24 protein-coding genes and 1 tRNA gene are annotated in these 23,003 nt (G+C 71.1%); 20 read left to right on the top strand and 5 right to left on the bottom strand.

Features of this window, described 5'->3' with window-relative positions; genetic code table 11:
- The first annotated feature begins 276 nt into the window (after positions 1–276).
- The 3 genes from ACFU5K_RS20045 to ACFU5K_RS20035 are packed head-to-tail and all read left to right on the top strand — an operon-like array spanning position 277 to position 3,800.
- Positions 277–1,575 carry a cobalamin biosynthesis protein CobG gene (locus ACFU5K_RS20045; RefSeq protein ID WP_384063346.1) on the top strand — a complete coding sequence of 433 codons (1,299 nt, stop codon included), beginning with the start codon at positions 277–279 and terminating at the stop codon, positions 1,573–1,575.
- A 54-nt stretch (positions 1,576–1,629) separates the two neighbouring features.
- Positions 1,630–2,256 (top strand): precorrin-8X methylmutase, encoded by a 627-nt coding sequence (locus ACFU5K_RS20040; protein WP_384063343.1) that lies wholly within the window; start codon positions 1,630–1,632, stop codon positions 2,254–2,256.
- A 2-nt stretch (positions 2,257–2,258) separates the two neighbouring features.
- Entirely contained in the window at positions 2,259–3,800 is a 1,542-nt protein-coding gene (locus tag ACFU5K_RS20035) for a precorrin-2 C(20)-methyltransferase (protein ID WP_384063340.1), read from the top strand.
- A gap of 36 nt (positions 3,801–3,836) precedes the next feature.
- Here ACFU5K_RS20035 and ACFU5K_RS20030 read toward each other — a convergent pair whose 3' ends face one another.
- The gene (locus ACFU5K_RS20030; RefSeq protein ID WP_384063338.1) at positions 3,837–4,589 is read right to left on the bottom strand and encodes a cobalt-precorrin-6A reductase; all 753 of its coding nucleotides are present in this window, start codon (positions 4,587–4,589) and stop codon (positions 3,837–3,839) included.
- Positions 4,590–4,604: 15 nt separating this feature from the next.
- Here ACFU5K_RS20030 and ACFU5K_RS20025 point away from each other — a divergent pair, with 15 nt between their 5' ends.
- Positions 4,605–5,723 carry a cobalt-precorrin-5B (C(1))-methyltransferase gene (locus tag ACFU5K_RS20025; RefSeq protein WP_384063336.1) on the top strand — a complete coding sequence of 373 codons (1,119 nt, stop codon included), beginning with the start codon at positions 4,605–4,607 and terminating at the stop codon, positions 5,721–5,723.
- A gap of 49 nt (positions 5,724–5,772) precedes the next feature.
- Here ACFU5K_RS20025 and cobM read toward each other — a convergent pair whose 3' ends face one another.
- The gene (cobM, locus tag ACFU5K_RS20020) at positions 5,773–6,522 is read right to left on the bottom strand and encodes a precorrin-4 C(11)-methyltransferase (protein ID WP_384063333.1); all 750 of its coding nucleotides are present in this window, start codon (positions 6,520–6,522) and stop codon (positions 5,773–5,775) included.
- Positions 6,519–7,832 (bottom strand): precorrin-6y C5,15-methyltransferase (decarboxylating) subunit CbiE, encoded by a 1,314-nt coding sequence (gene cbiE / locus ACFU5K_RS20015; RefSeq protein WP_384063331.1) that lies wholly within the window; start codon positions 7,830–7,832, stop codon positions 6,519–6,521. The genes cobM and cbiE overlap by 4 nt, the downstream gene beginning before the upstream one ends.
- A gap of 184 nt (positions 7,833–8,016) precedes the next feature.
- On the opposite strand from cbiE, the gene ACFU5K_RS20010 reads away from it, so the two are divergent.
- From ACFU5K_RS20010 to ACFU5K_RS19995, 4 genes are all read left to right on the top strand, one after another.
- Positions 8,017–8,628, top strand: coding sequence for an HhH-GPD-type base excision DNA repair protein (locus ACFU5K_RS20010; RefSeq protein ID WP_384063328.1), 612 nt, complete (start codon positions 8,017–8,019; stop codon positions 8,626–8,628).
- A gap of 173 nt (positions 8,629–8,801) precedes the next feature.
- Positions 8,802–10,325, top strand: a complete 1,524-nt coding sequence (locus ACFU5K_RS20005; protein WP_384063356.1) for a M28 family metallopeptidase — start codon at positions 8,802–8,804, stop codon at positions 10,323–10,325.
- 185 nt (positions 10,326–10,510) lie between these two features.
- Positions 10,511–10,807: a type II toxin-antitoxin system VapB family antitoxin gene (locus tag ACFU5K_RS20000; protein ID WP_003955420.1), complete on the top strand. Its 297-nt coding sequence runs from the start codon at positions 10,511–10,513 to the stop codon at positions 10,805–10,807.
- A gap of 142 nt (positions 10,808–10,949) precedes the next feature.
- The gene (locus ACFU5K_RS19995) at positions 10,950–11,546 is read left to right on the top strand and encodes a LytR C-terminal domain-containing protein (protein ID WP_384063355.1); all 597 of its coding nucleotides are present in this window, start codon (positions 10,950–10,952) and stop codon (positions 11,544–11,546) included.
- 43 nt (positions 11,547–11,589) lie between these two features.
- Here ACFU5K_RS19995 and upp read toward each other — a convergent pair whose 3' ends face one another.
- Complete coding sequence (upp, locus tag ACFU5K_RS19990) at positions 11,590–12,225, bottom strand: uracil phosphoribosyltransferase (RefSeq protein ID WP_073750868.1); 636 nt, start codon at positions 12,223–12,225, stop codon at positions 11,590–11,592.
- Between the two features lie 115 nt (positions 12,226–12,340).
- Between upp and ACFU5K_RS19985 the strand changes: the two genes are divergently transcribed.
- The 8 genes from ACFU5K_RS19985 (at position 12,341) to ACFU5K_RS19950 (ending at position 17,581) form a co-directional block, all read left to right on the top strand.
- Positions 12,341–12,577 (top strand): hypothetical protein, encoded by a 237-nt coding sequence (locus ACFU5K_RS19985; RefSeq protein WP_384063326.1) that lies wholly within the window; start codon positions 12,341–12,343, stop codon positions 12,575–12,577.
- Between the two features lie 217 nt (positions 12,578–12,794).
- Entirely contained in the window at positions 12,795–13,352 is a 558-nt protein-coding gene (locus tag ACFU5K_RS19980) for a hypothetical protein (protein WP_384063352.1), read from the top strand.
- Positions 13,353–13,433: 81 nt separating this feature from the next.
- Positions 13,434–13,862, top strand: coding sequence for a tRNA adenosine(34) deaminase TadA (gene tadA, locus ACFU5K_RS19975; protein ID WP_384063324.1), 429 nt, complete (start codon positions 13,434–13,436; stop codon positions 13,860–13,862).
- A gap of 79 nt (positions 13,863–13,941) precedes the next feature.
- Positions 13,942–14,026 (top strand) — tRNA-Ser (locus ACFU5K_RS19970).
- A 941-nt stretch (positions 14,027–14,967) separates the two neighbouring features.
- Positions 14,968–15,129 (top strand): hypothetical protein, encoded by a 162-nt coding sequence (locus ACFU5K_RS19965; RefSeq protein WP_384063362.1) that lies wholly within the window; start codon positions 14,968–14,970, stop codon positions 15,127–15,129.
- Positions 15,130–15,142: 13 nt separating this feature from the next.
- Positions 15,143–15,436, top strand: coding sequence for a Dabb family protein (locus ACFU5K_RS19960; RefSeq protein ID WP_384063321.1), 294 nt, complete (start codon positions 15,143–15,145; stop codon positions 15,434–15,436).
- 186 nt (positions 15,437–15,622) lie between these two features.
- Positions 15,623–16,480, top strand: coding sequence for an RNA polymerase sigma factor SigF (locus tag ACFU5K_RS19955; protein ID WP_384063320.1), 858 nt, complete (start codon positions 15,623–15,625; stop codon positions 16,478–16,480).
- Between the two features lie 234 nt (positions 16,481–16,714).
- The gene (locus ACFU5K_RS19950; RefSeq protein WP_384063318.1) at positions 16,715–17,581 is read left to right on the top strand and encodes an RNA polymerase sigma factor SigF; all 867 of its coding nucleotides are present in this window, start codon (positions 16,715–16,717) and stop codon (positions 17,579–17,581) included.
- A gap of 290 nt (positions 17,582–17,871) precedes the next feature.
- On the opposite strand, the gene ACFU5K_RS19945 is transcribed toward ACFU5K_RS19950, so the two are convergent.
- Entirely contained in the window at positions 17,872–18,087 is a 216-nt protein-coding gene (locus ACFU5K_RS19945) for a hypothetical protein (RefSeq protein WP_384063315.1), read from the bottom strand.
- Positions 18,088–18,414: 327 nt separating this feature from the next.
- Between ACFU5K_RS19945 and ACFU5K_RS19940 the strand changes: the two genes are divergently transcribed.
- The 4 genes from ACFU5K_RS19940 to ACFU5K_RS19925 all read left to right on the top strand — a co-directional run bounded on the left by ACFU5K_RS19940 (position 18,415) and on the right by ACFU5K_RS19925 (position 23,001).
- On the top strand, positions 18,415–18,927 hold the full coding sequence (locus tag ACFU5K_RS19940; RefSeq protein WP_384063313.1) for a MarR family winged helix-turn-helix transcriptional regulator: 513 nt from the start codon (positions 18,415–18,417) through the stop codon (positions 18,925–18,927).
- 23 nt (positions 18,928–18,950) lie between these two features.
- Positions 18,951–21,434 carry an MFS transporter gene (locus ACFU5K_RS19935; protein ID WP_384063310.1) on the top strand — a complete coding sequence of 828 codons (2,484 nt, stop codon included), beginning with the start codon at positions 18,951–18,953 and terminating at the stop codon, positions 21,432–21,434.
- A gap of 182 nt (positions 21,435–21,616) precedes the next feature.
- A complete protein-coding gene (locus ACFU5K_RS19930; protein WP_384063307.1) occupies positions 21,617–22,432 on the top strand; it encodes a YceI family protein in 816 nt (271 codons plus the stop codon).
- A gap of 98 nt (positions 22,433–22,530) precedes the next feature.
- Positions 22,531–23,001: a PPOX class F420-dependent oxidoreductase gene (locus ACFU5K_RS19925; RefSeq protein WP_384063304.1), complete on the top strand. Its 471-nt coding sequence runs from the start codon at positions 22,531–22,533 to the stop codon at positions 22,999–23,001.
- Positions 23,002–23,003: the final 2 nt, after the last annotated feature.

Below are 23,003 nucleotides of genomic sequence, written 5' to 3'. Positions count from 1 at the left end.
TCTCACCCTCGACCACCGCTTGCCGGGGGTGCGAGAGGCGGTACGACGACGCGATATCTTCTTCACTCGGCAGGTGCACTTTCATGGGCGAGTCGATTAGGCGTAGGAACCTCGATCTTCTCACCGGCAAAGTGCACCTGTCGCCATATCAGCTGCCACACACCCCGCACTACCTGCGGATTCGGGACTGACCAGACGGCCCCACTCTGGCCGGGGGCCCGGCGGGTGTCCCGTAGGTCACAGTGACCGCAGGGGCCCGCCCCGGTCACGGTCGGTATGCTCGCCGCCATGTCCGCCTCCCCCCTTACGCCCCGTTCGCCGGGCGACGCATGTGCCCGGAGCAGCGGTGACGCCTGCCCCGGGGCCCTGCGCCTGCACCGGGCGGACGACGGTGCGCTGGCGCGGATCCGGATACCCGGCGGGGTTCTGACGCCTCGTCAGGCAAGGGAGCTGGGGAACGCCGCCGAACGCTTCGGCGACGGCGAGCTGCATCTCACCTCGCGCGGGAACGTCCAACTGCGCGGGCTCGCCCCCGACTGCGGGGCGGACCTGGCCGGGCTCCTGGAGGGGGCCGGGCTGCTGCCTTCGCAGCGCCACGAACGCGTACGCAACGTGGTCGCATCCCCGCTCTCCGGGCTGGACGGCGCCGGTATCACCGACGTCGGACCGTGGCTGGCCGAGCTGGACCGGCTCCTCTGCGCGAGCGACCGCGCCACGGAACTCTCCGGACGCTTCCTGTTCGCCCTCGACGACGGCCGGGGCGACGTGGACGCGCTGGGCGCCGACCTGACCCTCATCGGCCACGACGCCGGCGCCGCGCTGCGCGTCGGATCCACGGACCCGGTGTTCCGGCTCCCCTGTGCCGAAGGCCCCCGTGCCCTGCTCGTCGCCGCCGGGTCCTTCCTGGACGCGGCCGGTGAAACCGGCGCCTGGCGGGTCGAGGACCTGCCGGGCGACGCGGGGACCGCGCTGGCCGACGAGGTCGTACGACGTCTTCGGCAGGCCGGGGTCACCACCTCACCCGCACATCGCCCCCGGCCCCTCGAAGCCCGCACCCCCGTGCCGGGCCCGGTACGGGGCGGGGGGCGTGAAGCGGCACTGTCCGTCGGCGTACCGCTCGGGCGGCTGGACCTCGCACAGTGGCAACTGCTCTCGAGCGCCGGGGAGATGAGACTCACCCCGTGGCGCGGGGTGGTCGTCACCGGGGTCGCGCTCCATGCGGCGGAAGCCCTCACGAGCGCCCTCGCCGAGGCCGGTCTGATCACCGGATCCGGCTCCGCGTGGGCCGGGGTGGGTGCCTGCGTCGGACGGCCCGGCTGCGCGAAGTCGCTGGCCGACGTGCGGGCCCAGGCCGGGGCCGCCGTCGGACCGCGAGGGCGGCTCCCCGTGTACTGGTCCGGTTGCGAACGCCGGTGCGGCCACCCTCACGGGGAGTGGATCGACGTGGTCGCCACCCCGGACGGGCACCGGATCTCCCACGTGCGGGGGGACCGGGCCGGCGGTCCGGTGACGGTCCGGGACGACCCGGCCGCGCTGGCGGCCGCCGTGGCCGCGGCCCGGGGCACCGGCAGCTAAGACGTACCACCCCCTGTCCCCCTGTCCGACGCAGAAGAAGAGAGCGACAGCACTGTGCACCAGTACGAGAAGGACGGACCGGCGATCTACCGCCAGTCCTTCGCCACCATCCGCGCGGAGGCGGATCTGGCAGGGCTGCCGGCCGACGTGAGCCAGGTCGCCGTCCGCATGATCCACGCCTGCGGCATGGTCGACCTCGTACGCGATCTCGCCTTCTCGCCGAACGCCGTGGCCGACGCTCGCGCCGCTCTCAGGTCCGGCGCACCCATCCTGTGCGACGTCGCCATGGTCGCCAGCGGCGTCACCCGCAAGCGGCTCCCCGCGGACAACGAGGTGATCTGCACCCTGTCCGACCCGGCCGTCCCCGCGCTGGCCGCGAAGCTCGGCACCACCCGCAGCGCCGCCGCCCTGGAGCTCTGGCGGGACCGGATGGGAGGGGCGGTCGTCGCCGTCGGCAACGCCCCCACCGCGCTCTTCCGCTTGCTGGAGATGATCGAGGAGGGCGCCCCGCGTCCCGCCGCCGTCATCGGTGTGCCCGTCGGCTTCATCGGCGCGGCGGAGTCGAAGGAGGCCCTGGCCGCCCACCCGTCCGGGCTCGAGCACCTCGTCGTACGGGGCAGGCGCGGCGGCAGCGCCATCGCGGCCGCCGCCGTCAACGCCATCGCCAGCGAGGAGGAGTGAGCGTGCCCGAGCAGCAGCGGACGGGAGGCGCCGGACGGCTGTACGGGGTCGGGCTCGGCCCCGGCGACCCGGCGCTGATGACCGTGCGCGCCGTGCAGATCATCGGTGAGGCCGACGTCGTGGCCTACCACTCGGCCCGGCACGGCCGCTCCATCGCCCGCTCGATCGCGGCGCAGTACATCCGCGCCGACCACATCGAGGAGGCGCTGGTCTACCCCGTCACGACGGAGACCACGGACCACCCGGGCGGCTACCGGGGCGCGCTGGACGAGTTCTACGAGCAGGCCGCCGCCAGGCTCGCGGTGCACCTCGACGCCGGACGCACCGTCGCAGTGCTCGCGGAGGGCGACCCGCTCTTCTACGGCTCCTACCAGCACATGCACAAGCGTCTCGCGGACCGTTACGACACCGAGGTCATCCCCGGCGTCACCTCGGTCAGCGCCGCCGCGGCCCGGCTCGGCACCCCCCTCGTCGAGGCCGAGGAGGTGCTGACGATCCTGCCCGGCACCCTGCCGGAGGAGGAACTGACGGCGCGTCTGGCGGCCACGGACTCGGCCGTCGTGATGAAGCTGGGCCGGACGTTCCCGGCGGTGCGGCGCGCGTTCGAGGCGTCCGGGCGGCTGGCCGAGGCGCGGTACGTCGAGCGCGCCACGATGGCAGGCGAGCGGACCGGCGCCCTGGCGGACACCGACGCTGACTCCGTGCCGTACTTCGCGGTCGCGGTGCTGCCCAGTCGGATCGACGCACCACGCCCCGAACGGGCCCCGGGGTCCGGCGAGGTCCTCGTGGTCGGCACCGGACCGGCCGGCCCGCTGTGGCTGACGCCCGAGACCCGCGGGGCGCTGGCCGCCGCCGACGACGTGGTCGGCTACACCACGTATCTGGACAGGGTGCCGGTCCGGGCCGGCCAGCAGAGGCACGGCTCCGACAACAAGGTGGAGTCCGAGCGCGCGGAGTTCGCCCTCGACCTGGCACGCAGGGGACACCGGGTCGCCGTGGTGTCCGGCGGCGACCCCGGGGTCTTCGCGATGGCCACGGCGGTCCTGGAAGTGGCTTCGCAGGACGCCTACGCGGACATCCCCGTGCGGGTGCTGCCCGGGGTGACCGCGGCCAACGCCGCCGCCGCCCGGGCGGGGGCGCCGCTCGGCCACGACTACGCCACCATCTCGCTCTCGGACCGGCTGAAGCCGTGGGAGGTCGTCGCCGGACGGCTGCGCTCGGCGGCCGCGGCCGACCTCGTCATGGCGCTGTACAACCCCGGTTCCCGCAGCCGCACATGGCAGGTCGGCAAGGCCCGCGACCTGCTCCTCGAACACCGCTCCCCCGACACCCCCGTGGTGCTCGGCCGCGATGTCGGCGGTCCGTCGGAGAGCGTGCGCACGGTGCGGCTGGCCGATCTGGACCCGCTGGAGGTGGACATGCGGACCATCCTGATCGTGGGCTCCTCGCAGACCCGCTGGGTGCACCGCGGTGACGGCCGGCAGATCGTCTGGACGCCGCGGCGCTACCCGGAGGACGCGGCGGGGCAGGGTCCGGCGGACTGACGGGATCCGCGCCCCGGCCGATCGGTGAACGGCGGATCAGGAACCCGCGAGGACGGCCCGCAGCAGGCCCAGTGCCTCCTCCGGGGTGGCGGCCACCGGCACCCCGGCAGGGACCGGCGGGCGCTGGACCACGACCACCGGGATCCCCGCCTCGCGGGCGGCCGTGAGCTTGGGAGCCGTCGCATCGCCGCCACTGTCCTTCGTGACGAGGACGTCGATGCGGTGACGCCGGATCAGCTCGCGCTCGTCCTCCAGGGAGAACGGCCCCCGGTCCAGCAGAATCTCCATCCGTGGGGGACAGGGTGCCTCGGGGGCGTCCACGGAGCGCATCAGGAACCACAGCGAGTCCAGCTCCGCGAACGCGGCGAGCCCCATGCGTCCCGTGGTGAGGAACACGCGCCGTCCCAGCCCCGGCAGCAGCCGGGCGGCTCCCGCGAGTGAGTCGGTGAGGTACCAGCGGTCGCCCCCCACGGGCACCCAGCCGGGCCGGCGCACGGCCAGGAGGGGAACATGGACAGCAGCGGCGGCCGAGGCCGCGTTGAAACTGATCGTTCCGGCGAAGGGATGGGTGGCGTCGATGACCGCATCCACACGGTGTGCGCGGAGCCATGCGGCCATGCCCTCGGCGCCACCGAAGCCCCCGACACGGACCTCGCCGGGCGGCAGGTTCGGCCGGGCCACCCGGCCGGCCAGTGAGCTGGTGATCCTCGTCCCGTCCGTGGCCGACAGGGACTCGGCGATCCGGCGGGCCTCCGTCGTGCCGCCGAGGACGAGTACGTGCAAGGGCATCGGATCGGTCCATCCATGAGCGGTGAGGCGCGGGGCGGGCGCGCCGCCCAACTCAAGCACACCGGTCTGCGGCCGGGATGGACGACCGGTGCCTGCGCGACGGCGGCGACCACGGCCGCGTACACGGCACTGCTGACCAGAGAGTTCCCCGATCCGGTGACCATCACCCTGCCCAGGGGCCAGACCCCCGCCTTCGCCCTCGCGGTCGAGGAGCTCGCGGACGGACAGGCCACGGCGGGTGTGGTCAAGGACGCGGGCGACGACCCGGACGTCACGCACGGTGCCCTGGTGCGGTCGACCGTACGGCTGCTTCCGGCCGGTTCCGGAGTGGTGTTCCGGGCCGGACCCGGCGTGGGGACCGTTACGCTTCCCGGGCTGCCCCTCGACGTCGGGGAGCCGGCGATCAACCCCGTACCCCGCCAGATGATGCGGGACCACGTCGCGCGGGTGGCTCAGGCGCACGGCGGCACAGGCGACGTCGAGATCACCGTCTCGGTGGACGACGGCGAGGAGATCGCACGTTTCACGTGGAACATCCGCCTGGGCATCCTGGGCGGCATCTCCATCCTGGGGACCACGGGCGTGGTGGTGCCCTACTCCTGCTCGGCCTGGATCGACTCGATCAGGCGCGGGGTGGACGTGGCACGGGCCGCCGGACACCGGCACGTCGCGGGGTGCACGGGCTCGACCTCGGAGAAGACGGTGGTGGCGGAGTACGGCCTGCCGGAGATCGCCCTGCTGGACATGGGTGACTTCGCGGGCGCGGTGCTGAAGTACGTGCGCCGGCACCCCGTGGAGCGGCTGACCATCTGCGGCGGGTTCGCCAAGCTGTCCAAGCTCGCCGCCGGTCACCTGGACCTGCACTCGGCCCGCTCCCAGGTCGACAAGCCCTTCCTCGCACGGCTGGCCCGGCAGGGCGGCGCGAGCGAGGCGCTGGCGGCGGAGATCGAGGTGGCCAACACCGGGCTCGCCGCGCTTCAGCTGTGCGCCACGGCCGGGGTGCCGCTCGGTGACCTCGTGGCGGTGGAGGCCCGGGACCAGGCACTTTCGGTGCTGCGCGGGGCCCCGGTGGCGGTGGACGTGATCTGCGTCGACCGGGCGGGAACGGTCGTGGGGCGCAGCGCAGTCCGCTGATCCACCGGCGGAGGCGCCGGCGGACGGGGAGACCCCTGCGCGGCGGCCCTCAGCAGGTGTGGCGGTCCCGGTGCGGGGAGTAGAGGTGGCTGTCCCGGAACTGTTCGGCGCCCAGCGTCCGTCCGACCATGATGACCGCGGTCCGGATCACTCCCGCCGACTTCACCTGTTCCGCGATGGAGTCCAGCGTGCCGCGCAGGACGATCTCGTCCGGACGCGAGGCCATGGCGACGACGGCGGCAGGACAGTCGGCGCCGTAGTGCGGCAGGAGCTCGTCGACGAGCCGGTCCACGTAGCGCGCCGCCAGGTGCAGCACGATCAGTGCCCCGCTGCGGCCCAGGGTGTCCAGGTCCTCGCCCTCGGGCATCGCCGTGGCGCGCTGCGCGATCCGCGTGAGGATCACGGTCTGCCCGACCGTGGGCACCGTCAGCTCACGCTTGAGTGCCGCGGCGGCGGCGGCGAACGCGGGTACGCCGGGCACGACCTCGTACGGCACACCGGCCTCGTCGAGCCGGTGCATCTGCTCGTTCACGGCGCTGAACACCGAGGGGTCCCCGGAGTGCAGCCGCGCCACGTCGTGGCCACCTTCGTGCGCCCGGACCAGCTCGGCGGTGATCTGGTCGATGTCGAGCAGGGCCGTGTCCACGAGCCGGGCGTCCGGCGGGCATTCGGCGAGCAGCTCGCGGGGCACGAGACTGCCGGCGTACAGGCAGACCGGGCTCGCGGCGAGGACGCGGGCGCCGCGCACCGTGATCAGGTCGGCGGCACCAGGGCCCGCACCGATGAAGTACACGGTCATCTGTCGTCTCCTGGAGCGTGCGAGGGGTCTGGGGCGGGCTGGAGATCCTGAGCGGACACGACCGCGGGCTTCCTTACGGACCACTGGGTGACCGGCATGGCCTGACGCCATCCGGTGAAGCCGCCGACGGGCACCGCGTGGGCCACCGCGAGACGGACCAGGTCGCCACCGTGGAGCCGGTACCACTGGGTGAGCAGCGCCTCGGACTCCAGCGTGACGGTGTTGGCGACCAGCCGGCCACCCGGGGGCAGCGCGTCCCAGCAGGCGTCCAGCAGACCGGGCGCGGTGAGCCCGCCACCGACGAACACGGCGTCCGGCGTGGGCAGCCCGGCCAAGGCCTCCGGGGCCCGTCCGGTGACCACGCGCAGCCCGGGCACACCGAGCCGGCCGGCGTTACGGGTGATGCGCCCGGCCCGCACGGGGTCCCGTTCCACGGTGACGGCGCGGCAGGAGGGATGGGTCCGCATCCACTCCGCCGCGATCGACCCCGAGCCGCCGCCGACGTCCCACAGGAGTTCACCGGGCGCCGGCGCGAGCACGCCGAGCGTGGCGGCCCGCACGTGGCGCTTGGTGAGCTGTCCGTCGTGCTCGTACGCCTCGTCGGGCAGCCCGGGTACGGCTCCGAGGCGCAGGGCCCCGGGCGCGCGTACGCAGTCGACCGCGACAACGTTGAGCGGGTCCCCCGGCGGGTGTGCCCAGGTGCCGGCGGTGCCGTCCAGGCAGTCCTCCTCCGTGCCGCCGAGCTGTTCCAGCACCCGCATCCGGCTGGGCCCGAAACCCCGGTCCCGCAGCAGGGAGGCCACGACGGCGGGCGTGGCCGCGTCGGCGGACAGGACGAGCAGCCGGCGCCCGTCGTGCAGCGCGGCGGCCAGCCGGTCGGCCGGTCTGCCGACCAGGGTGACGGTCGCGGTGTCCTCCACCGGCCAGCCGAGCCGGGCGCAGGCATACGACACCGAGGACGGGTGCGGCAGCACGTGCAGTGCCCCGTGGCCCAGTTCCTCGGTGAGCGCTCGGCCGATGCCGTAGAACATGGGGTCGCCGCTGGCGAGGACGGCGGTCCTGCTGCCCGTGTGCTCCGCGAGCAGACCGCGCACCGCGGGGCGCAGCGGTGACGGCCAGGGCACACGCAGGCCCGCGCACTCCGGCGGGAGCAGGCGCAGCTGGCGCTCGCCGCCGATCAGGACGTCGGCGGCCGTGAGCACGGCGCGGGCCGGATCCGTGAGCCCCGTCCAGCCGTCGGCGCCGATGCCCACGACACACACGGCGGAGGCGGGCGCAGGGGCGCGGTGCGGAGGGGATGCGGGGGACACGGCCGGCACCTCGGGGTTCGTCGGACAACGCAGCCGAACTCTACGGGGGCGCCTTCCGGCCGCGCGCGGCGGAGTGATTCCGGAGCAACACCCGCATGGTGCCGGGAACCTCTCACCGGCTCCGACACCTCCGGGACCCGACACCGACTCGCCGATCCCGTCCACTCTCGCGATCATCGAATACATGACCAAGAATGACAGCGGCGGAGCCCGCACCGTGCGTATCGCCCAGCAGCCCGACGCGGACGCGCTGCTGGCCCGCAGTCCGCTGGCGGCCCTCGTCGGCATGCTGCTGGACCAGCAGGTACCGATGGAGTGGGCCTTCACCGGCCCTCTCACCCTGGCCCGGCGCATGGGCTCGGACGACCTGGACGCCGGGGCGATCGCCGGATACGACCCCGAGGCCTTCACCGGGCTGTTCACCGAGAAACCCGCCCTGCACCGCTATCCGGGCTCCATGGCCAAAAGGGTGCAGCAGCTCTGCCAGTACCTCGTGACCGAGTACGACGGGCGCGCCGAAGCGGTCTGGGAGGACGCTGCCACCGGTGCGGAACTGCTGAAACGGCTCAAAGCGCTGCCCGGCTTCGGCACGCAGAAGGCCCAGATCTTCCTGGCCCTGCTGGGCAAGCAGTTCGACGTACGGCCGACGGGCTGGCGGGAGGCCGCAGGAGCCTACGGCGAGCAGGGTTCGCACCGCTCGGTCGCCGACATCACCGGGCCGGACTCCCTCACCGAGGTGCGGGCGTACAAGCAGCAGGCGAAGGCAGCGGCCAAAGCGGCCGGCACATCCGGATGATCACGATCGGGCCGGGCGGACCACCGGGAACCGGCCCCCGGCCGATCGGTAACAGGCCATGCGCGCAACCGGGAACCGTCTCACCTGTTCACAGGAACCGGCCGGCTCGCTAGCTTTCCTGCACATCCGTCTACACCGGAAGGACTCCTGTGCACGCAACTCGTCGCAGAGCCATGGCTGTTGTGGCCGCCACCGCCCTGGCCACACCGCTCCTCCTCGCCGTGTCCCCCCATCACGGACACCCCTCGCACGACCCGGCCAGGGAAGCCGCCAAGCTCTCGCGGAAGCTGGTCGACGGCTCGTCGGCCAAGGACGCGTTCCGCCACCTGGAACGCTTCCAGGCCATAGCCGACTCGGCGGACGGCCATCGCGCGGCCGGCTCGCTCGGCCACGACGCCTCCGCCGCCTACGTCTACCGGCTGCTCCAGAAAGCCGGCTACCGGGTCGGCTACCAGGCCTTCGACTTCGTCTACACCGAGACCCTCGCCGAGAAGCTCTCCGTGGTCTCCCCCACGCCCCGTGACATCGGCATCAAGGCGATGACGTACACCCGCTCCACGCCCGAGGGCGGCATCACCGCCGCGCTCGCCGTCGTCCCCGCCGACGACACCACAGGCTGCGAGGCAGCCGACTACGGCGGTGCCACGTTCACCGGCAAGATCGCCCTCATCAAGCGGGGCGGCTGCTCCTTCGCCCAGAAGCAGGAGGCGGCCTCCGTGGCGGGCGCGGCCGGCGCGGTGATCTACAACAACACCGAAGGAGTCCTCTCCGGCACCCTGGGCGACGTCGCGTCGGGGAAGATACCCACCGGCGGTCTCACCCTGGCCGAGGGCGAGAAGCTCGTCGCCGACCTGGCCAAGGGCGAGGTGAAGGTCTCCTTCGAGATCCGTCAGCTCCAGGAGGAGCGCACGACCCGCAACGTCGTCGCCGAGACCCGCGGCGGGAACGCCGCGAAGACGGTCATGCTCGGCGCCCACCTCGACTCGGTCACCGACGGCCCCGGCATCAACGACAACGGCTCCGGCTCGGCCGGACTCCTCGAAGTCGCCCTGGAACTCGCCAAGACGCACCGCGACCCCGCCAACAAGGTGCGCTTCGCATGGTGGTCGGCCGAGGAGAACGGACTGCTGGGCTCGGAGGCGTACGTCGCGAAGCTCTCCGATGCGCAGCGCGAGAAGATCGCGCTTTACCTCAACTTCGACATGATCGCCTCCCCGAACGGCGCCCAGTTCGTCTTCGACGGTGACGACTCCGACGGTGTGGGCGAAGGCCCGGGCCCCGAGGGCTCCGCCCAACTGGAGCGCGACATCAACGACTTCCTGGACCGGAAGGGCAAGCCGCACACCGGTACGGACTTCACCGGACGCTCCGACTACGGGCCGTTCATCGAGGCCGGCATTCCGTCCGGCGGCACGGACACGGGCGCCGAGGGCATCAAGACGGCCGCCCAGGCCGAGACCTTCGGCGGGACCGCGGGGATCGCGTACGACCCCTGCTACCACGCGGCCTGCGACGACCTCGACAACATCGACATGGGGCACTTCGACACCAACATCGATGTGATCGCCAACGCCGTGGGCACCTACGCCCACGACCTGCGCTCCCTGGCCCGCCCCGTCCCCGCCGCACCCGCCACGGGTGAGCCCGGCGTCGGCGGAGGCCTGCGTGAGGGCCACGCGCAAGGCGTCACCGAGTAGCGGACCCCGGACCCGCGCCCGCGGGCGGCGAGCCACGCTCACCGCCCGCGGGCGTGACACACCGGAGCGGCGCCGGGGACAACGCGGGCCGTTCGCCGTATTGGGCCGAATGATCTCCCTGTGCCCGGCATCGCACTCCCGTCCCGTGGCTGCGCCCGGAGGTCCCGGCCCGGTAGGCTTTCCGTGTGATCTTCAAGCGCATCGGAAATGGGCGGCCATATCCCGACCACGGCCGGGAAAGCACCCGACAGTGGGCGGATGTCGCGCCGCGTCCGGTCCGCCTGGACCAACTGGTGACCACCAAGGGCCAGCTGGACCTCGAAACCCTGCTCGCCGAGGACTCCACGTTCTACGGCGACCTGTTCGCCCACGTCGTGAAGTGGCAGGGCGACCTCTACCTGGAGGACGGGCTGCACCGCGCCGTGCGCGCCGCACTGCAGCAGCGCCAAGTGCTGCACGCCCGCGTCCTCGAACTGGGCTGACCACGCCACTCCCACCCATGGAGCATTTCGGCGCCTTTCGGGTGCTTTTATGCTCGGATGGGTGCCATAGGTTGATCATTTAGTAGGCATCATCACCAGGTCGCACTACGCTGCGCCCATGAGCATGCTGACCCCTCCCGGCATGGGCGGAAAGTACCGCATCACGGGTAACACCTATCCCCGCATGCGCCGCCCCCGTCATCGCCGCAAGCTGGTTCTCTCGGCGGCCGCGGCCGCGGTGGCCCTCGGCCTGGCCGGTTGGGGCACTCTCCAGCTCATCGACGTCTTCACCGGCGGCGACGGGCAGGCGAACGCGGCGGCCCATCCGCGGGCCTGCCCCTCCCCGAAGGCCTCGACACAGGCGAAGGTCCTCCCGAAACCTGCCGCCATCAAGGTCAACATCTACAACGCGACGCCGCGCAGCGGACTGGCCAAGGCCGCGGCCGACGAGCTGAAGAAGCGCGGCTTCGTCATCGGCAAGGTCGACAACGCCCCGGCCGCTTACGACAAGAAGGTGACCGGGACCGGGATGCTGCTCGGCGGCCCGACCGCCATGAACGGCTCGTTCCCTGTACTCGCCACCCAACTGCCGGGTGCCGCGCAGAAGACCGACACCCGCAGCACGGCGGACGTCGACCTGATCATCGGTACGAAGTTCAAGACGTTCAGCACTCCCGCGGCGGCCGCCACGGCGCTCGTGGCCCTGACGAAGCCCGCCCCGGCGCCGTCCTCCTGCTGAGAGCCGCAGGAGGCCCCGGCGCCGGCAGTCACCGCGTCCGGGGTCAGTCGACCGTGCCGTACATCCGGTCACCGGCGTCGCCGAGGCCCGGCACGATGTAGCCGTTCTCGTTGAGCCGCTCGTCGACCGAGGCCGTGACCACGGTGACCGGCGTACCGGCCAGCTCGCGCTCCATCACCTCGACGCCCTCCGGCGCCGCGAGCAGGACGACCGCCGTCACGTCGTCCGCGCCGCGCTTGATCAGCTCCCGGATGGCCGCGACGAGCGTGCCGCCGGTGGCCAGCATCGGGTCGAGGACGTAGACCTGACGGCCGGAGAGGTCCTCGGGCATCCGCGTGGCGTACGTCTCCGCCTGGAGCGTCTCCTCGTTGCGGATCATGCCCAGGAAGCCGACCTCGGCGGTCGGGAGCAGCCGCACCATGCCGTCCAGCATGCCGAGCCCCGCGCGCAGGATCGGCACGACCAGAGGCCGCGGGTGGGACAGCTTCACACCGGTCGTGGGCGTCACCGGGGTCTCGATGTCGACCTGCTCGGTCCGCACATCCCTGGTGGCCTCGTACGCGAGGAGGGTGACCAGCTCGTCGGCGAGCCGCCGGAAGGTCGGGGAGTCGGTGCGCTTGTCGCGCAGTGTGGTGAGTTTGTGTGCCACCAGCGGGTGGTCGACGACGTGGATCCGCATGCCGTCAACAGTAGCCGGGCGCCGGACCCGCTCTCCGCCAGTCCGCGCTGGCATCAACCACCTGTTCGAGGGGAAGGTGGGGGCATACGGACCCAGGCTTGGGGTGGTGTGTCGATTGCCCGACGGGAAGCAGCGGAAGCAGTGGCGGACCGGACGCGACGCGCGCGACCTGCCCGACGCGCAGGAGAACGTGGCGGACGCGCAGGAGAGTGACGCTGCCCGTCGCAGGCGCAGGGCCCAGTTCCTGCGGGAGCTCCACGAGGCGAAGCAACTGCGCGACCGCGTCCAGCCCCGCAGGGCTCGTGCGGCCCGTATGCGCCAACAGATGCGGATGCGTACGTTCCGCTGGTGAGACCCTCCTCCACCGACCGCCCGGCAGGCCCGGGAGACCGCGCGGGCGACCCTCCGCCGGTCCCTCCCCGAGGAACTGATGGCCGACGCAACGGTCGAAGAGGTCTCGCATCGCGCTCGTTTCTGCCACGATGCCGATTGGGCGGGGCCCAGAGCAGCCGGACGACCGGCTGCCCTCCCGTCGGACCGATTCGCCTATGACCAGTGGGAGAGTCCCGGTGTACTTCGCCGCACTGCTCGCGCGCACCGAAGACGGGTGGGAAGCGAGCGATACAGAGCTCGACGATGTGGAAACCCTGTCCGACCTGACGGATCTGGCCCGTGAGGCCTCGGTGGACGAGGACACGGTCCTCGTCTACATCGAGCAGGAGGACGCCTGGTTCGGCATCCTCCGGGTGGACGGTGAGGAGGATCCCCGTATCTACGTCTCGGACGCGTCCGCCGCCGCCCGCTCCTCGTACGGGGAGATCCTGCTCACCGACGAACTGCTCGGCCGTGAACCAGGGGCCGAGGACGAGATCGCCGCACTCGAGGAGCTCGTCGACCTCGACGGCACGGAGGACGGCGAGCCCGACGAGGCCGACGACGGCGACGCCGTCACGGCATCCGACCTGGACCACGACCCCGACGCCGTACCAGCGGGGCCGCTCGGGGATCTCGGGGTGCTCGCCGACCTCGGGCTGTCCGAGAAGGGACTGCTGACCCTGCGCACCGAGGCGCTGGCGGAGATCGCGGACGCGCTAGGAGCGGCCGAGGTCCTGGAGGCGGTCCGTTAGGGTCCGCGGGTGAACGCGCCACCACCCGATCCCCTCTCACCGCCTCCGCCCGATCCCGTACGGGACCCGTGGAAGGCACCCATGCGCCATGCCCTGGACGAGGCCGCGCAGGCGGCGTCGGCCGGCGATGTGCCGGTCGGCGCCGTCGTCCTCGGCCCGGACGGCGCCCTGCTCGCCAGCGGCCACAACGAGCGCGAGGCGACCGGCGACCCGACGGCCCACGCCGAGGTGCTCGCGCTGCGCCGTGCCGCCGCCGTGCTCGGCGCGTGGCGGCTGACCGGCTGCTCCCTGGTGGTCACCCTGGAGCCCTGCACCATGTGCGCGGGCGCGCTCGTCCAGTCCCGGATCGCCCGGGTGGTCTACGGTGCGCGCGACGAGAAGGCAGGCGCCGCCGGTTCGCTCTGGGACGTCGTACGCGACCGCAGGCTCAACCACCGTCCCGAGGTGATCCACGGCGTCCTGGAGGCCGCCTGCGCCGAGCAGTTGACGGCCTTCTTCCGGGACCGCTGACCGGTTCGCACCACTGCTCGGCCATGCCTCCGGGAAACGGATTTCGGACAGGGGCCCAGGATGGTCTAAGCTCTCTCTCGGTAGCGTGTCCGAGCGGCCGAAGGAGCTCGCCTCGAAAGCGAGTGTGGGGAAACTCACCGAGGGTTCAAATCCCTCCGCTACCGCAGATGGATGAAGGGACCGACCCGTTTGGGTCGGTCCCTTCTCTGCGTCCCGTCTCAGTTCCCGTCTCAGTTGCACCCGTGGACCGGTCACACCAGAAATGTAGCCTCACCGTCGACGGTAGGTAACTCTCTCACCGCCCGAAGTGCCCGTTAACCTTCGATTCAAAGGTCAACCTTGCGCGCGACATCGTGCGTACGCAATGTGTCGAGGGGTTTACCTTTGCATCGAAGGGGCTAGTCCTTGACGTCGTTGGCCCCGCTACGCAAGGATGCTGAAGCGGCAGTCCCATGTCGCCCCAGAAACAGGGGCGGCCACTCGCGCGCCGGAAAACGATGCGAGTGGCCTCTACGCCCCTGCGCTAGCTAGGAGCTCCAGCCAGTATGGAAGAAGTAGGGCCGCATGGCCAGCCCCCTGATATACCCCGATGGGCGTCAGGTCTCATCTGCATCATCGTCCCGTTGACGGGCGTGGCGTTCGTCGTGAGCGGCAACGCGTCGGTGGCGGAAGCCTCGGGGTACGTCGCGCCCTTCATGGTCATGTACGACCGCATCACTCGGCGTGGACCGAACTGACCGCAGCCTGGTCTTGGACCAGAACCGCGTTCCTGAGTGAGCAGGTCGGGGGAAACGGCATCGGGGGGACAAGCCGCTTCCCCCGGTGAGAACGGGGACCAGGGCCCTCACCGCGGTCGGGGGAGTCACGCGGTGCGGACCTCGGGGAGGTCCCGTTCCTCGGCCCGCACCTTCCTGCTCAACCGGCGGGCCTGTTGTCCATCCTCCTCCTCGCCGTACACCACATCCGAGGGCAAAGGACCCTAATCGGCTAGTCCTTGGTCCTTAAATGGCGCATCAGTGATCAGGAACGACCAGCGGATACGCCCATACGTGCGGCTACAATCTCCCGACTGCACAGGTGATCGAAGGGGAGGGGCGGGGCTGTGGTGCAAGCGAAGAAGATCGCGCTCTACTTGATTGTGGTCTTCGTGCTGTACACGATCATCACGTCCCCGAAACGCGCCGCCGACCTCGTGGAGGTGGGGTTCGAGGGCATTTCCAGTGCCGCTGAGGGCGTCGGAGAATTCATGTCCGAGCTCGTTAAGTAGGAGACCCCCCACCATGATCCGCCACCTGGTCCTGTTCAAGCTGAACGAGGGTGTCGAGCGGGACGATCCCAGGGTCGTCGCCGCAGCCGAGGCGTTCCGGGCACTCGACGGGCAGATCCCGGAGCTGGAGTTCTGGGAGTGCGCCTGGAACATCACCGACCGGCCGATCGCCTACGACTTCGCCATCAACTCGGCCGTCGCGGACGAGGACGCGCTGGGGCGGTACGTCGGGCATCCGGCGCACCAGGCTGCCGCCGGCCAGTGGGCCGCGTTCGCCACTTGGGTGATCGCCGACTATCCCTTCTGACCCGTTCCGGCATCCGGCGCACGAGGCCCCTCCCTTTCAGGAGAGGGGCTTTTCGCCATGTTTAAACCAAAACACCCCCAACACGACACTATGCGGTGCTTGCACACAGTGGACATGTCTTGTGATGCTATGACCGCTTTTGACGGATGAGTTGACCGTAGTTGACCGCAAAGGGGTGGCGACACCGTGCCGGCCAGTACAGCGCCTCAAGTCCCGCCCCAGAACGTCCAGACGGACGACATCCAGACCGAGACCCCCGACCCCACCACGCCCGCCAGGACCCGGGGCGCGGACACCCGGGCGCTCACCCAGGTGCTCTTCGGGCGGCTCAAGGACCTCCAACCGGGCACACCGGAGCACCACACGGTGCGCACCGCGCTGATCGAGGCGAACCTGCCGCTCGTGCGCTACGCGGCGGCCCGCTTCCGCAGCAGGAACGAGCCGATGGAGGACGTCGTCCAGGTCGGCACCATCGGCCTGATCAACGCCATCGACCGCTTCGACCCGGAACGGGGCGTCCAGTTCCCGACGTTCGCCATGCCCACGGTCGTCGGCGAGATCAAGCGCTACTTCCGGGACAACGTACGGACCGTGCACGTGCCGCGCCGGCTCCACGAGCTCTGGGTCCAGGTAACGGGCGCCACCGAGGACCTGACGACCGCTCACGGGCGCTCACCGACCACGGCCGAGATCGCCGAGCGGCTGAAGATCTCCGAGGAGGAGGTCCTCGCCTGCATCGAGGCCGGCCGGTCGTACCACGCGACCTCCCTGGAGGCGGCCCAGGAGGGCGACGGGCTGCCCGGCCTCCTGGACCGGCTCGGCTACGAGGACCCGGCGCTGGCCGGGGTCGAACACCGCGACCTGGTACGCCACCTGCTGGTCCAGCTGCCCGAGCGCGAGCAGCGGATCCTTCTCCTGCGCTACTACAACAACCTGACGCAGTCGCAGATCAGCGCCGAACTCGGCGTCTCCCAGATGCACGTGTCAAGGCTTCTGGCCCGAAGTTTCGCCCGCCTGCGATCCGCAAACAGGATCGAGGCGTAGCTGGATCGGGTAGACCCGAGAAAGATCGCTTCTCGGAGCGTAAAAGCCCCACACCCCCTGTTTCCTGCGCGCTTTCACCGCTGACTTGTCGACATGTCACTACAGCGTGTTGCCGACATGTGACATTCTGCTCGAACCGCGTTTGCCGCAGCCCTACCTCCGGTATTCAGGTGGAGGCTGCGTTCCTCCGATGGTCGTGGCCACCGCGACCGTCCGCGACCTCAAGGGGGTGGCATGTCCGCAGAACAGGGCAGCTCGAAGGTGCTCACGCTCACGAAGAGCGTGCCGGCACCTCCCGTGCTCACCAGCTCGTCGGAAGCCATCGACACCCGCACCCTGTCCCGCTCCCTGTTCCTGCGGCTCGCCGCGCTGGGTCCCGCCTCGGGACCCGACGGAACGGACAGCCCGGAGCGGGCCTATGTGCGGGACACACTCATCGAGCTCAACCTCCCGCTCGTGCGGTACGCGGCGGCACGGTTCCGGAGCCGTAACGAACCCATGGAGGACATCGTCCAGGTCGGCACCATCGGCCTGATCAAGGCGATCGACCGCTTCGACTGTGAACGCGGCGTGGAGTTCCCGACGTTCGCGATGCCGACCGTCGTGGGGGAGATCAAACGCTTCTTCCGCGACACATCCTGGTCGGTGCGGGTGCCCCGCAGGCTCCAGGAGCTGCGCCTCGCCCTCACCAAGACCAGCGACGAGCTCGCGCAGAAGCTCGACCGCTCACCGACCGTGCCGGAGCTCGCCAAGGCACTCGGGGTGTCCGAGGAGGACGTGGTCGACGGCTTGGCCGTGGGCAACGCCTACACGGCGTCCTCGCTGGACTCACCGTCCCCCGAGGACGACGGCGGCGAGGGCTCGCTCGCCGACCGCCTGGGCTACGAGGACGCGGCGCTCGAGGGCGTCGAGTACCGCGAGTCCCTGAAGCCGCTGCTGGCCAAACTCGCCCCGCGCGAACGGCAGATCATCATGCTGCGGTTCTTCGCCAACATGACCCAGTCGCAGATCGGCGAGGAGGTCGGTATCTCCCAGATGCACGTCTCCCGGCTGCTGACACGCACACTCGCCCAGCTCAGGGAGGGGCTCGTCGCCGACTGACCCCGGCGGGCCGGCCGGAACGGTTCACGGCCGCCGGGGCGCCACGATCCGCGTCCCGGTGGCCTCACCGCGTCCAAGGCCGCCTGTGCGCCCCGCAGGGCCAGGAGTTCGCCGCGCGTGCGCCCCGTGCGCCAGGCGCCGTGCGCGCCCCGTCAAGACGACACAGCCGCTCCCGCACCGGCGATGCGGTGCGGGAGCGGCTGCGTGGGAAGAAGTCGCGCACGGCGGGTCCTCCGGCTCCCCGGAACCGGGCAGTGCGGAGGACCGGCGGTGTCGGGGGCGGAGTCCGGTCAGCCCAGCGCTAGCCAGGCGACGGCACCGAGAACGACGATGACCGCCACGACGGCCGCGATCACCCCGGTCTTCGGGCCGGACGAGGTGGCGGCGGGCTGCTGCCTGCCCTGCGGCTCGCCGTCGTCGACGAACGCGCGAAACATCTGCGTGCTGCCCGCCGGGTCGTGAGTGCCCTCGGGGCCCGGCTGCGGGGCGTGGGGGTTATGTGCCATGGCCCAGGACCCTAGCGAACGCAGGCCTTGCGCCCAACCCCCGGGGCCGCAGCGGGTGATACCCCTCCTTCGCGCCCATGACCTCTTCACCCCTTGACCAGGGGGCGCTCCGCGTCCCCACCCGGGCCGGGGCAGGCGGTCGGCTGTGACGAGGAACACACCGATCGCAGACCACCCCCGCGTGCGCTGGGAGCTTGACCCGCCCCCGGCGCGGGCTTTTGCCTTCCTTTACTTATGCAAGCCCTATTTCGTTTGTCTGCAGCAACCATCCGCTTATATCGTTGCCCTAAGCAACAAGATGTCCCCGCGAGATGTATGGAGGGCCGGGTGGCAGCACGGAGCCAGTACGAGGAACTGGCCCGGCAGCTCAGCGCCGTCGGAGCCGTCAAACGGGGCCTCGCCCGCATCCTGCCCTCGGAGTGTCCCGGTGGCTCGGCCACCGTGCTGACGCTGCTGGCCAGATACGGCGAGATGCGGATCACCCGGCTGGCCGAGCTCTTGGCCGTGAACATGTCCGTGACCAGCAGACATGTGACTCACGCGGTGGAGAACGGCTGGATCGAAAGGTCCTTGGACCCGGCGGACAGGCGGTCCCGCATCCTGCGGCTGACCCCCGCCGGGGACGAGCTGCTCGACGAGCTGACACAGCGGACGACCGAGATGTTCGCCCACCACCTCATCGACTGGTCCGACGAAGAGGTCGGCCAGCTGAACACGTTGCTCTCCCGGCTGCGCGACAGCTTCTCCTGCCGCGGCTCCGGGGGATGCGCCCCCGGCAGGCACAGCGGCGACTGCCGCGCCGGGCACCCGGACGAGTCCCACACCCGTACACCCGTGTAACAGAAGCAAAGAGAAGGAAACAAATGGCTACGACCACACCATCCGGTGTGCGGGGCGGCCACGCCGAGCACGGGGCCGTAGAGGCCCCCGCAGGCACGCCGATGACACACCGGCAGATCATGGAAGCGCTGACCGGGCTGCTGCTCGGCATGTTCGTCGCGATCCTGTCGTCGACGGTCGTCTCCAACGCCCTGCCCGAGATCATCTCCGACCTCGGTGGCGGCCAGAGCGCCTACACCTGGGTCGTGACGGCCGCGCTGCTGTCCATGACCGCCACCACCCCGCTGTGGGGCAAGCTCTCCGACCTGTTCAGCAAGAAGCTGCTGGTCCAGATAGCACTGCTCATCTACGTCGGCGGTTCGGTGGTGGCCGGTCTGTCGACGAGCAGCGGCATGCTCATCGCCTGCCGTGTCGTACAGGGCATCGGCGTCGGCGGTCTCTCCGCCCTCGCCCAGATCGTGATGGCCGCGATGATCTCCCCGCGCGAGCGCGGGCGTTACAGCGGCTACCTCGGCGCGGTCTTCGCCGTCGCCACCGTGGGCGGCCCGCTGCTCGGCGGTGTCATCACCGACACCAGCTGGCTGGGCTGGCGCTGGTGCTTCTACGTGGGTGTGCCGTTCGCGATCATCGCCCTCTTCGTGCTCCAGAAGACCCTGAAGCTCCCCGTGGTCAAGCGCGAGGTCAAGGTCGACTGGTCGGGTGCGTTCTTCATCAGCGCCGCGGTCTCACTGCTCCTGCTCTGGGTGACCTTCGCGGGCGACAAGTACGACTGGGTCTCATGGCAGACCTGGACGATGCTGGGCGGCACCGTCGCCCTCATCGGGATCTTCCTGCTCATCGAGTCGAAGGCCAGCGAGCCGATCATCCCGCTGCGCCTCTTCCGCAACCGCACGATCACGCTGGCCTCCGTCGCCTCGCTGTTCGTCGGTACCGCGATGTTCGCGGGCACCGTCTTCTTCAGCCAGTACTTCCAGCTGGCGCGCGGCAAGTCGCCGACGATGTCGGGCGTCATGACCATCCCGATGATCGCCGGCCTCTTCCTGTCCTCGACCATCTCGGGTCAGGTCATCACCAAGACGGGCCGCTGGAAGGCCTGGCTGGTCAGCGGCGGCTTCCTCGTCACCGCCGGCCTCGGGCTGCTCGGCACGATCCGGTACGACACCGAGTACTGGCACATCGCGATCTTCATGTTCGTCATGGGCCTCGGCATCGGCATGATGATGCAGAACCTCGTGCTCGCCACGCAGAACCAGGTGGCCCCGGCCGACCTGGGCGCGGCCAGCTCCGTCGTCACCTTCTTCCGTTCCCTCGGTGGTGCGATCGGTGTCTCGGCGCTCGGTGCCGTCCTCGCCAACCGCGTCACCAGGTACGTCAAGGACGGTCTCGCCGACCTCGGCCCCGACGGCGCCGCGATGGGCCACGGCGGAACCGGCGGCGGGGGCATCCCCGACCTGGACAAGCTCCCCGCGCCGTTCCGTACGGTCGTGGAGGCCGCCTACGGTCACGGTGTCGGCGACGTCTTCCTGTACGCCGCACCGGCCGCGCTCGTCGCCTTCGTGCTGACCCTCTTCATCAAGGAGGTCGCGCTGAAGACGAGGGCCGGCAACGACAAGCAGGACGAGACGGCGGACGCGCCGGAGACCGTCGAGGCCACCACCGTGCCGGCCGCCCAGGCACCGGCCGTGCTCTCCCCCGCCGACGCTCCGGCAGTGGGGACCACCACCACCGAACCCACGGCCCAGGGCACCCCCGTACGCGGTGTGGTGCGCGGCGCGGAGGGCGCACCGGTCGCACAGGCAGCCGTCACGCTGATCTCGCTGGGCGGCCGTCAACTGGGGCGCTCCGTCGCCCAGGCCGACGGCGGCTACGTCCTGGACGCACCGGGCTCCGGTTCGTACGTCCTGATCGCGTCAGCCGACGGCTTCCAGCCCCAGGCGTCCACCGTGGTCGTCGGCGACGAGACGGTCGCCTACGACATCCTCCTCGCCGGTACGAGCGGTCTCTCCGGGACCGTGCGGACCGCGGAGGGCGGCACGCCCGTCCAGGGCGCCATGGTCGTCGTGACCGACGTGCGCGGCGACGTGCTGGCCACGGGCACCTCGGGCGACGCGGGTGACTTCACCTTCGGTGAGCTCATCCCCGGCTCGGTGACCGTCGCCGTCACGGCCGCGGGCTTCCGTCCGCTGGCCCTGCCGGTGGACATCGGCGGCCAGGGCGTCACCCGCCTCGACGCCGTCCTGCGGTCCGGCGCGCTGGTGCGCGGTGTCGTGAGGGCCGGCTCCGGCCGGGCTCCCCTGAACGACGCCCGCGTCACGCTCATCGACGCGGCGGGCAACGTCGTCGCCACCTCGACGACCGGGGAGGACGGCGTGTACGCCTTCACCGACCTGGACGCCGGCGAGTACTCCGTGATCGCGACCGGCTACCCGCCGGTGGCCGGTGCGCTGACCGTGACCGGCAGCGGCGTCGACGGCCACGACGTCGAGCTCGCCCACCCGGGCGCGTAACACACGGAAGATCCACAAAGACCCCTGGCGGAACAGCACTTCGAGCGGAGAGGCTGAGCCGCCGGCGGAAAAGGGCCCCGTGGCGGGACCGGCAGGCAGGGGACGGCCTGCCGGTCCCGCCCGGGGCCCGACTCATCTGAGTCGCTGCGTCACGAGTGATTTGAGCAAGGAGAGAAAACGGGATGGGACTTCGCGCACAGGTACGGACCCGGGACGGCTGGGCGGTCCAGCACGCCGTCGTCACGGTGACCGACATGACGGGCACCCAGGTGCTCCGGGCCGCAGCCGACGAGAACGGGGCCGTCCGCACCGAAGACCTCCTGTCCGCCGGCGCGTACACAGTGATCGTCACAGCGGTCGGTTACGCACCCGTCGCGTCCACCGCACTCGTCACGGCCAGCGGCCGTGTCGAGGCCGGCACCGTGGTGCTGGCCCGGCAGGGCGGCGTGGAACTGCCGCCGCCGGGCACCTGGTCGCTGGACCCGGTGCACTCCTCGGTGGCCGCGGTCGCGCAGCACCTGGGGATCTCCAGCGTGCACGGCCGGTTCACCGAGTTCGGCGGCCGCATCGAGATCGCCGAGGACGTCCAGCGCTCCCGGGTGGACGCCTACATCGCCGCGCCCAGCATCGACACGGGCAACGCCATGCGGGACAAGCACCTGCGCTCGGCGGACTTCCTGGACGCGGAGGTCTACCCGGAGATCACCTACCGCTCCCGCGCGCTGACCCCCGCGGGCCCCGACCGCTGGACCGTGAACGGCGTGCTGACGATGCACGGCGTCGCTCGGGACGTCGATCTGGACCTCAGCTACCTGGGCACCGGTCCCGACCCGTGGGGCGGCGTACGGGCCGCCTTCCACGCGACGGCCCAACTGCGCCGCGACGACTTCGCCATGAACTACAACCAGGTGCTGCAGGCGGGGATCTCCGCGATCGGCACGACCCTGCGCGTGGAACTCGACATCCAGGCGGTCCAGGGCGAGTCCGTCCCGGCGTAGGACCTGCCGGACGGCCGAGGCTCCTTCCGCCGGTCCCGCCCCCGATACGGCACCGGGCGCACGGCGGGACCGCGCTGGAACGGCCTAGGGTTGGCCGTATGGCATCCAATATCGCGACCAACACCGCCGTGGAACTCGCGGACCTGCTGGACTTCGTGCGGCCCCGGCACCGGGCGATCCTGCTGACCACCCGGTCCGACGGGCGCCCCCAGGGGTCCCCGCTCACCTGTGGCGTCGACGACGAGGGCCGGATCGTCGTCTCGACCTACCCCGAACGGGCCAAGACCCGCAACGCCAAGCGCGACGAACGCGTGAGCGTCATCGTCCTGTCGGACGACTGGGACGGCCCGTGGGTCCAGATCGACGGCTCGGCCGAGGTGATCGACTCACCGGACTCGGTCGAGCCCCTCGTCGAGTACTTCCGGAACATCTCCGGGGAGCACCCGGACTGGGACGAGTACCGCGCGGCGATGGTCAAGCAGGGGAAGTCCATCATCCGGATCACCCCTGAGCGCTGGAGCCCGGTCGCCACCGGCGGTTTCCCCGCCCGCCTGGCCGGCGGCAGCTGACC

Origin of the sequence: Streptomyces sp. NPDC057428, from assembly GCF_042803195.1 — a bacterium.
Lineage (GTDB): Bacteria > Actinomycetota > Actinomycetes > Streptomycetales > Streptomycetaceae > Streptomyces.
Note: the sequence above shows the minus strand (reverse complement) of the source record. Positions and strands in the feature narration are given on the sequence as shown.

Coding starts and splice junctions, on each gene's coding strand:
- ACFU5K_RS20030 (WP_384063338.1), bottom strand. CDS start 4,589: ATGCCCTTGCACGTACTCGTCCTCGGCGGCACGACGGAGGCCCGCCGG.
- ACFU5K_RS20005 (WP_384063356.1), top strand. CDS start 8,802: ATGGCTGTTGTGGCCGCCACCGCCCTGGCCACACCGCTCCTCCTCGCC.
- ACFU5K_RS20010 (WP_384063328.1), top strand. CDS start 8,017: ATGACCAAGAATGACAGCGGCGGAGCCCGCACCGTGCGTATCGCCCAG.
- ACFU5K_RS19935 (WP_384063310.1), top strand. CDS start 18,951: ATGGCTACGACCACACCATCCGGTGTGCGGGGCGGCCACGCCGAGCAC.
- ACFU5K_RS20025 (WP_384063336.1), top strand. CDS start 4,605: ATGAGCGGTGAGGCGCGGGGCGGGCGCGCCGCCCAACTCAAGCACACC.
- tadA (WP_384063324.1), top strand. CDS start 13,434: ATGCGCCATGCCCTGGACGAGGCCGCGCAGGCGGCGTCGGCCGGCGAT.
- ACFU5K_RS19950 (WP_384063318.1), top strand. CDS start 16,715: ATGTCCGCAGAACAGGGCAGCTCGAAGGTGCTCACGCTCACGAAGAGC.
- ACFU5K_RS20045 (WP_384063346.1), top strand. CDS start 277: ATGCTCGCCGCCATGTCCGCCTCCCCCCTTACGCCCCGTTCGCCGGGC.
- ACFU5K_RS19945 (WP_384063315.1), bottom strand. CDS start 18,087: ATGGCACATAACCCCCACGCCCCGCAGCCGGGCCCCGAGGGCACTCAC.
- ACFU5K_RS19930 (WP_384063307.1), top strand. CDS start 21,617: ATGGGACTTCGCGCACAGGTACGGACCCGGGACGGCTGGGCGGTCCAG.
- ACFU5K_RS19960 (WP_384063321.1), top strand. CDS start 15,143: ATGATCCGCCACCTGGTCCTGTTCAAGCTGAACGAGGGTGTCGAGCGG.
- ACFU5K_RS19925 (WP_384063304.1), top strand. CDS start 22,531: ATGGCATCCAATATCGCGACCAACACCGCCGTGGAACTCGCGGACCTG.
- cobM (WP_384063333.1), bottom strand. CDS start 6,522: ATGACCGTGTACTTCATCGGTGCGGGCCCTGGTGCCGCCGACCTGATC.
- upp (WP_073750868.1), bottom strand. CDS start 12,225: ATGCGGATCCACGTCGTCGACCACCCGCTGGTGGCACACAAACTCACC.
- ACFU5K_RS19995 (WP_384063355.1), top strand. CDS start 10,950: ATGGGCGGAAAGTACCGCATCACGGGTAACACCTATCCCCGCATGCGC.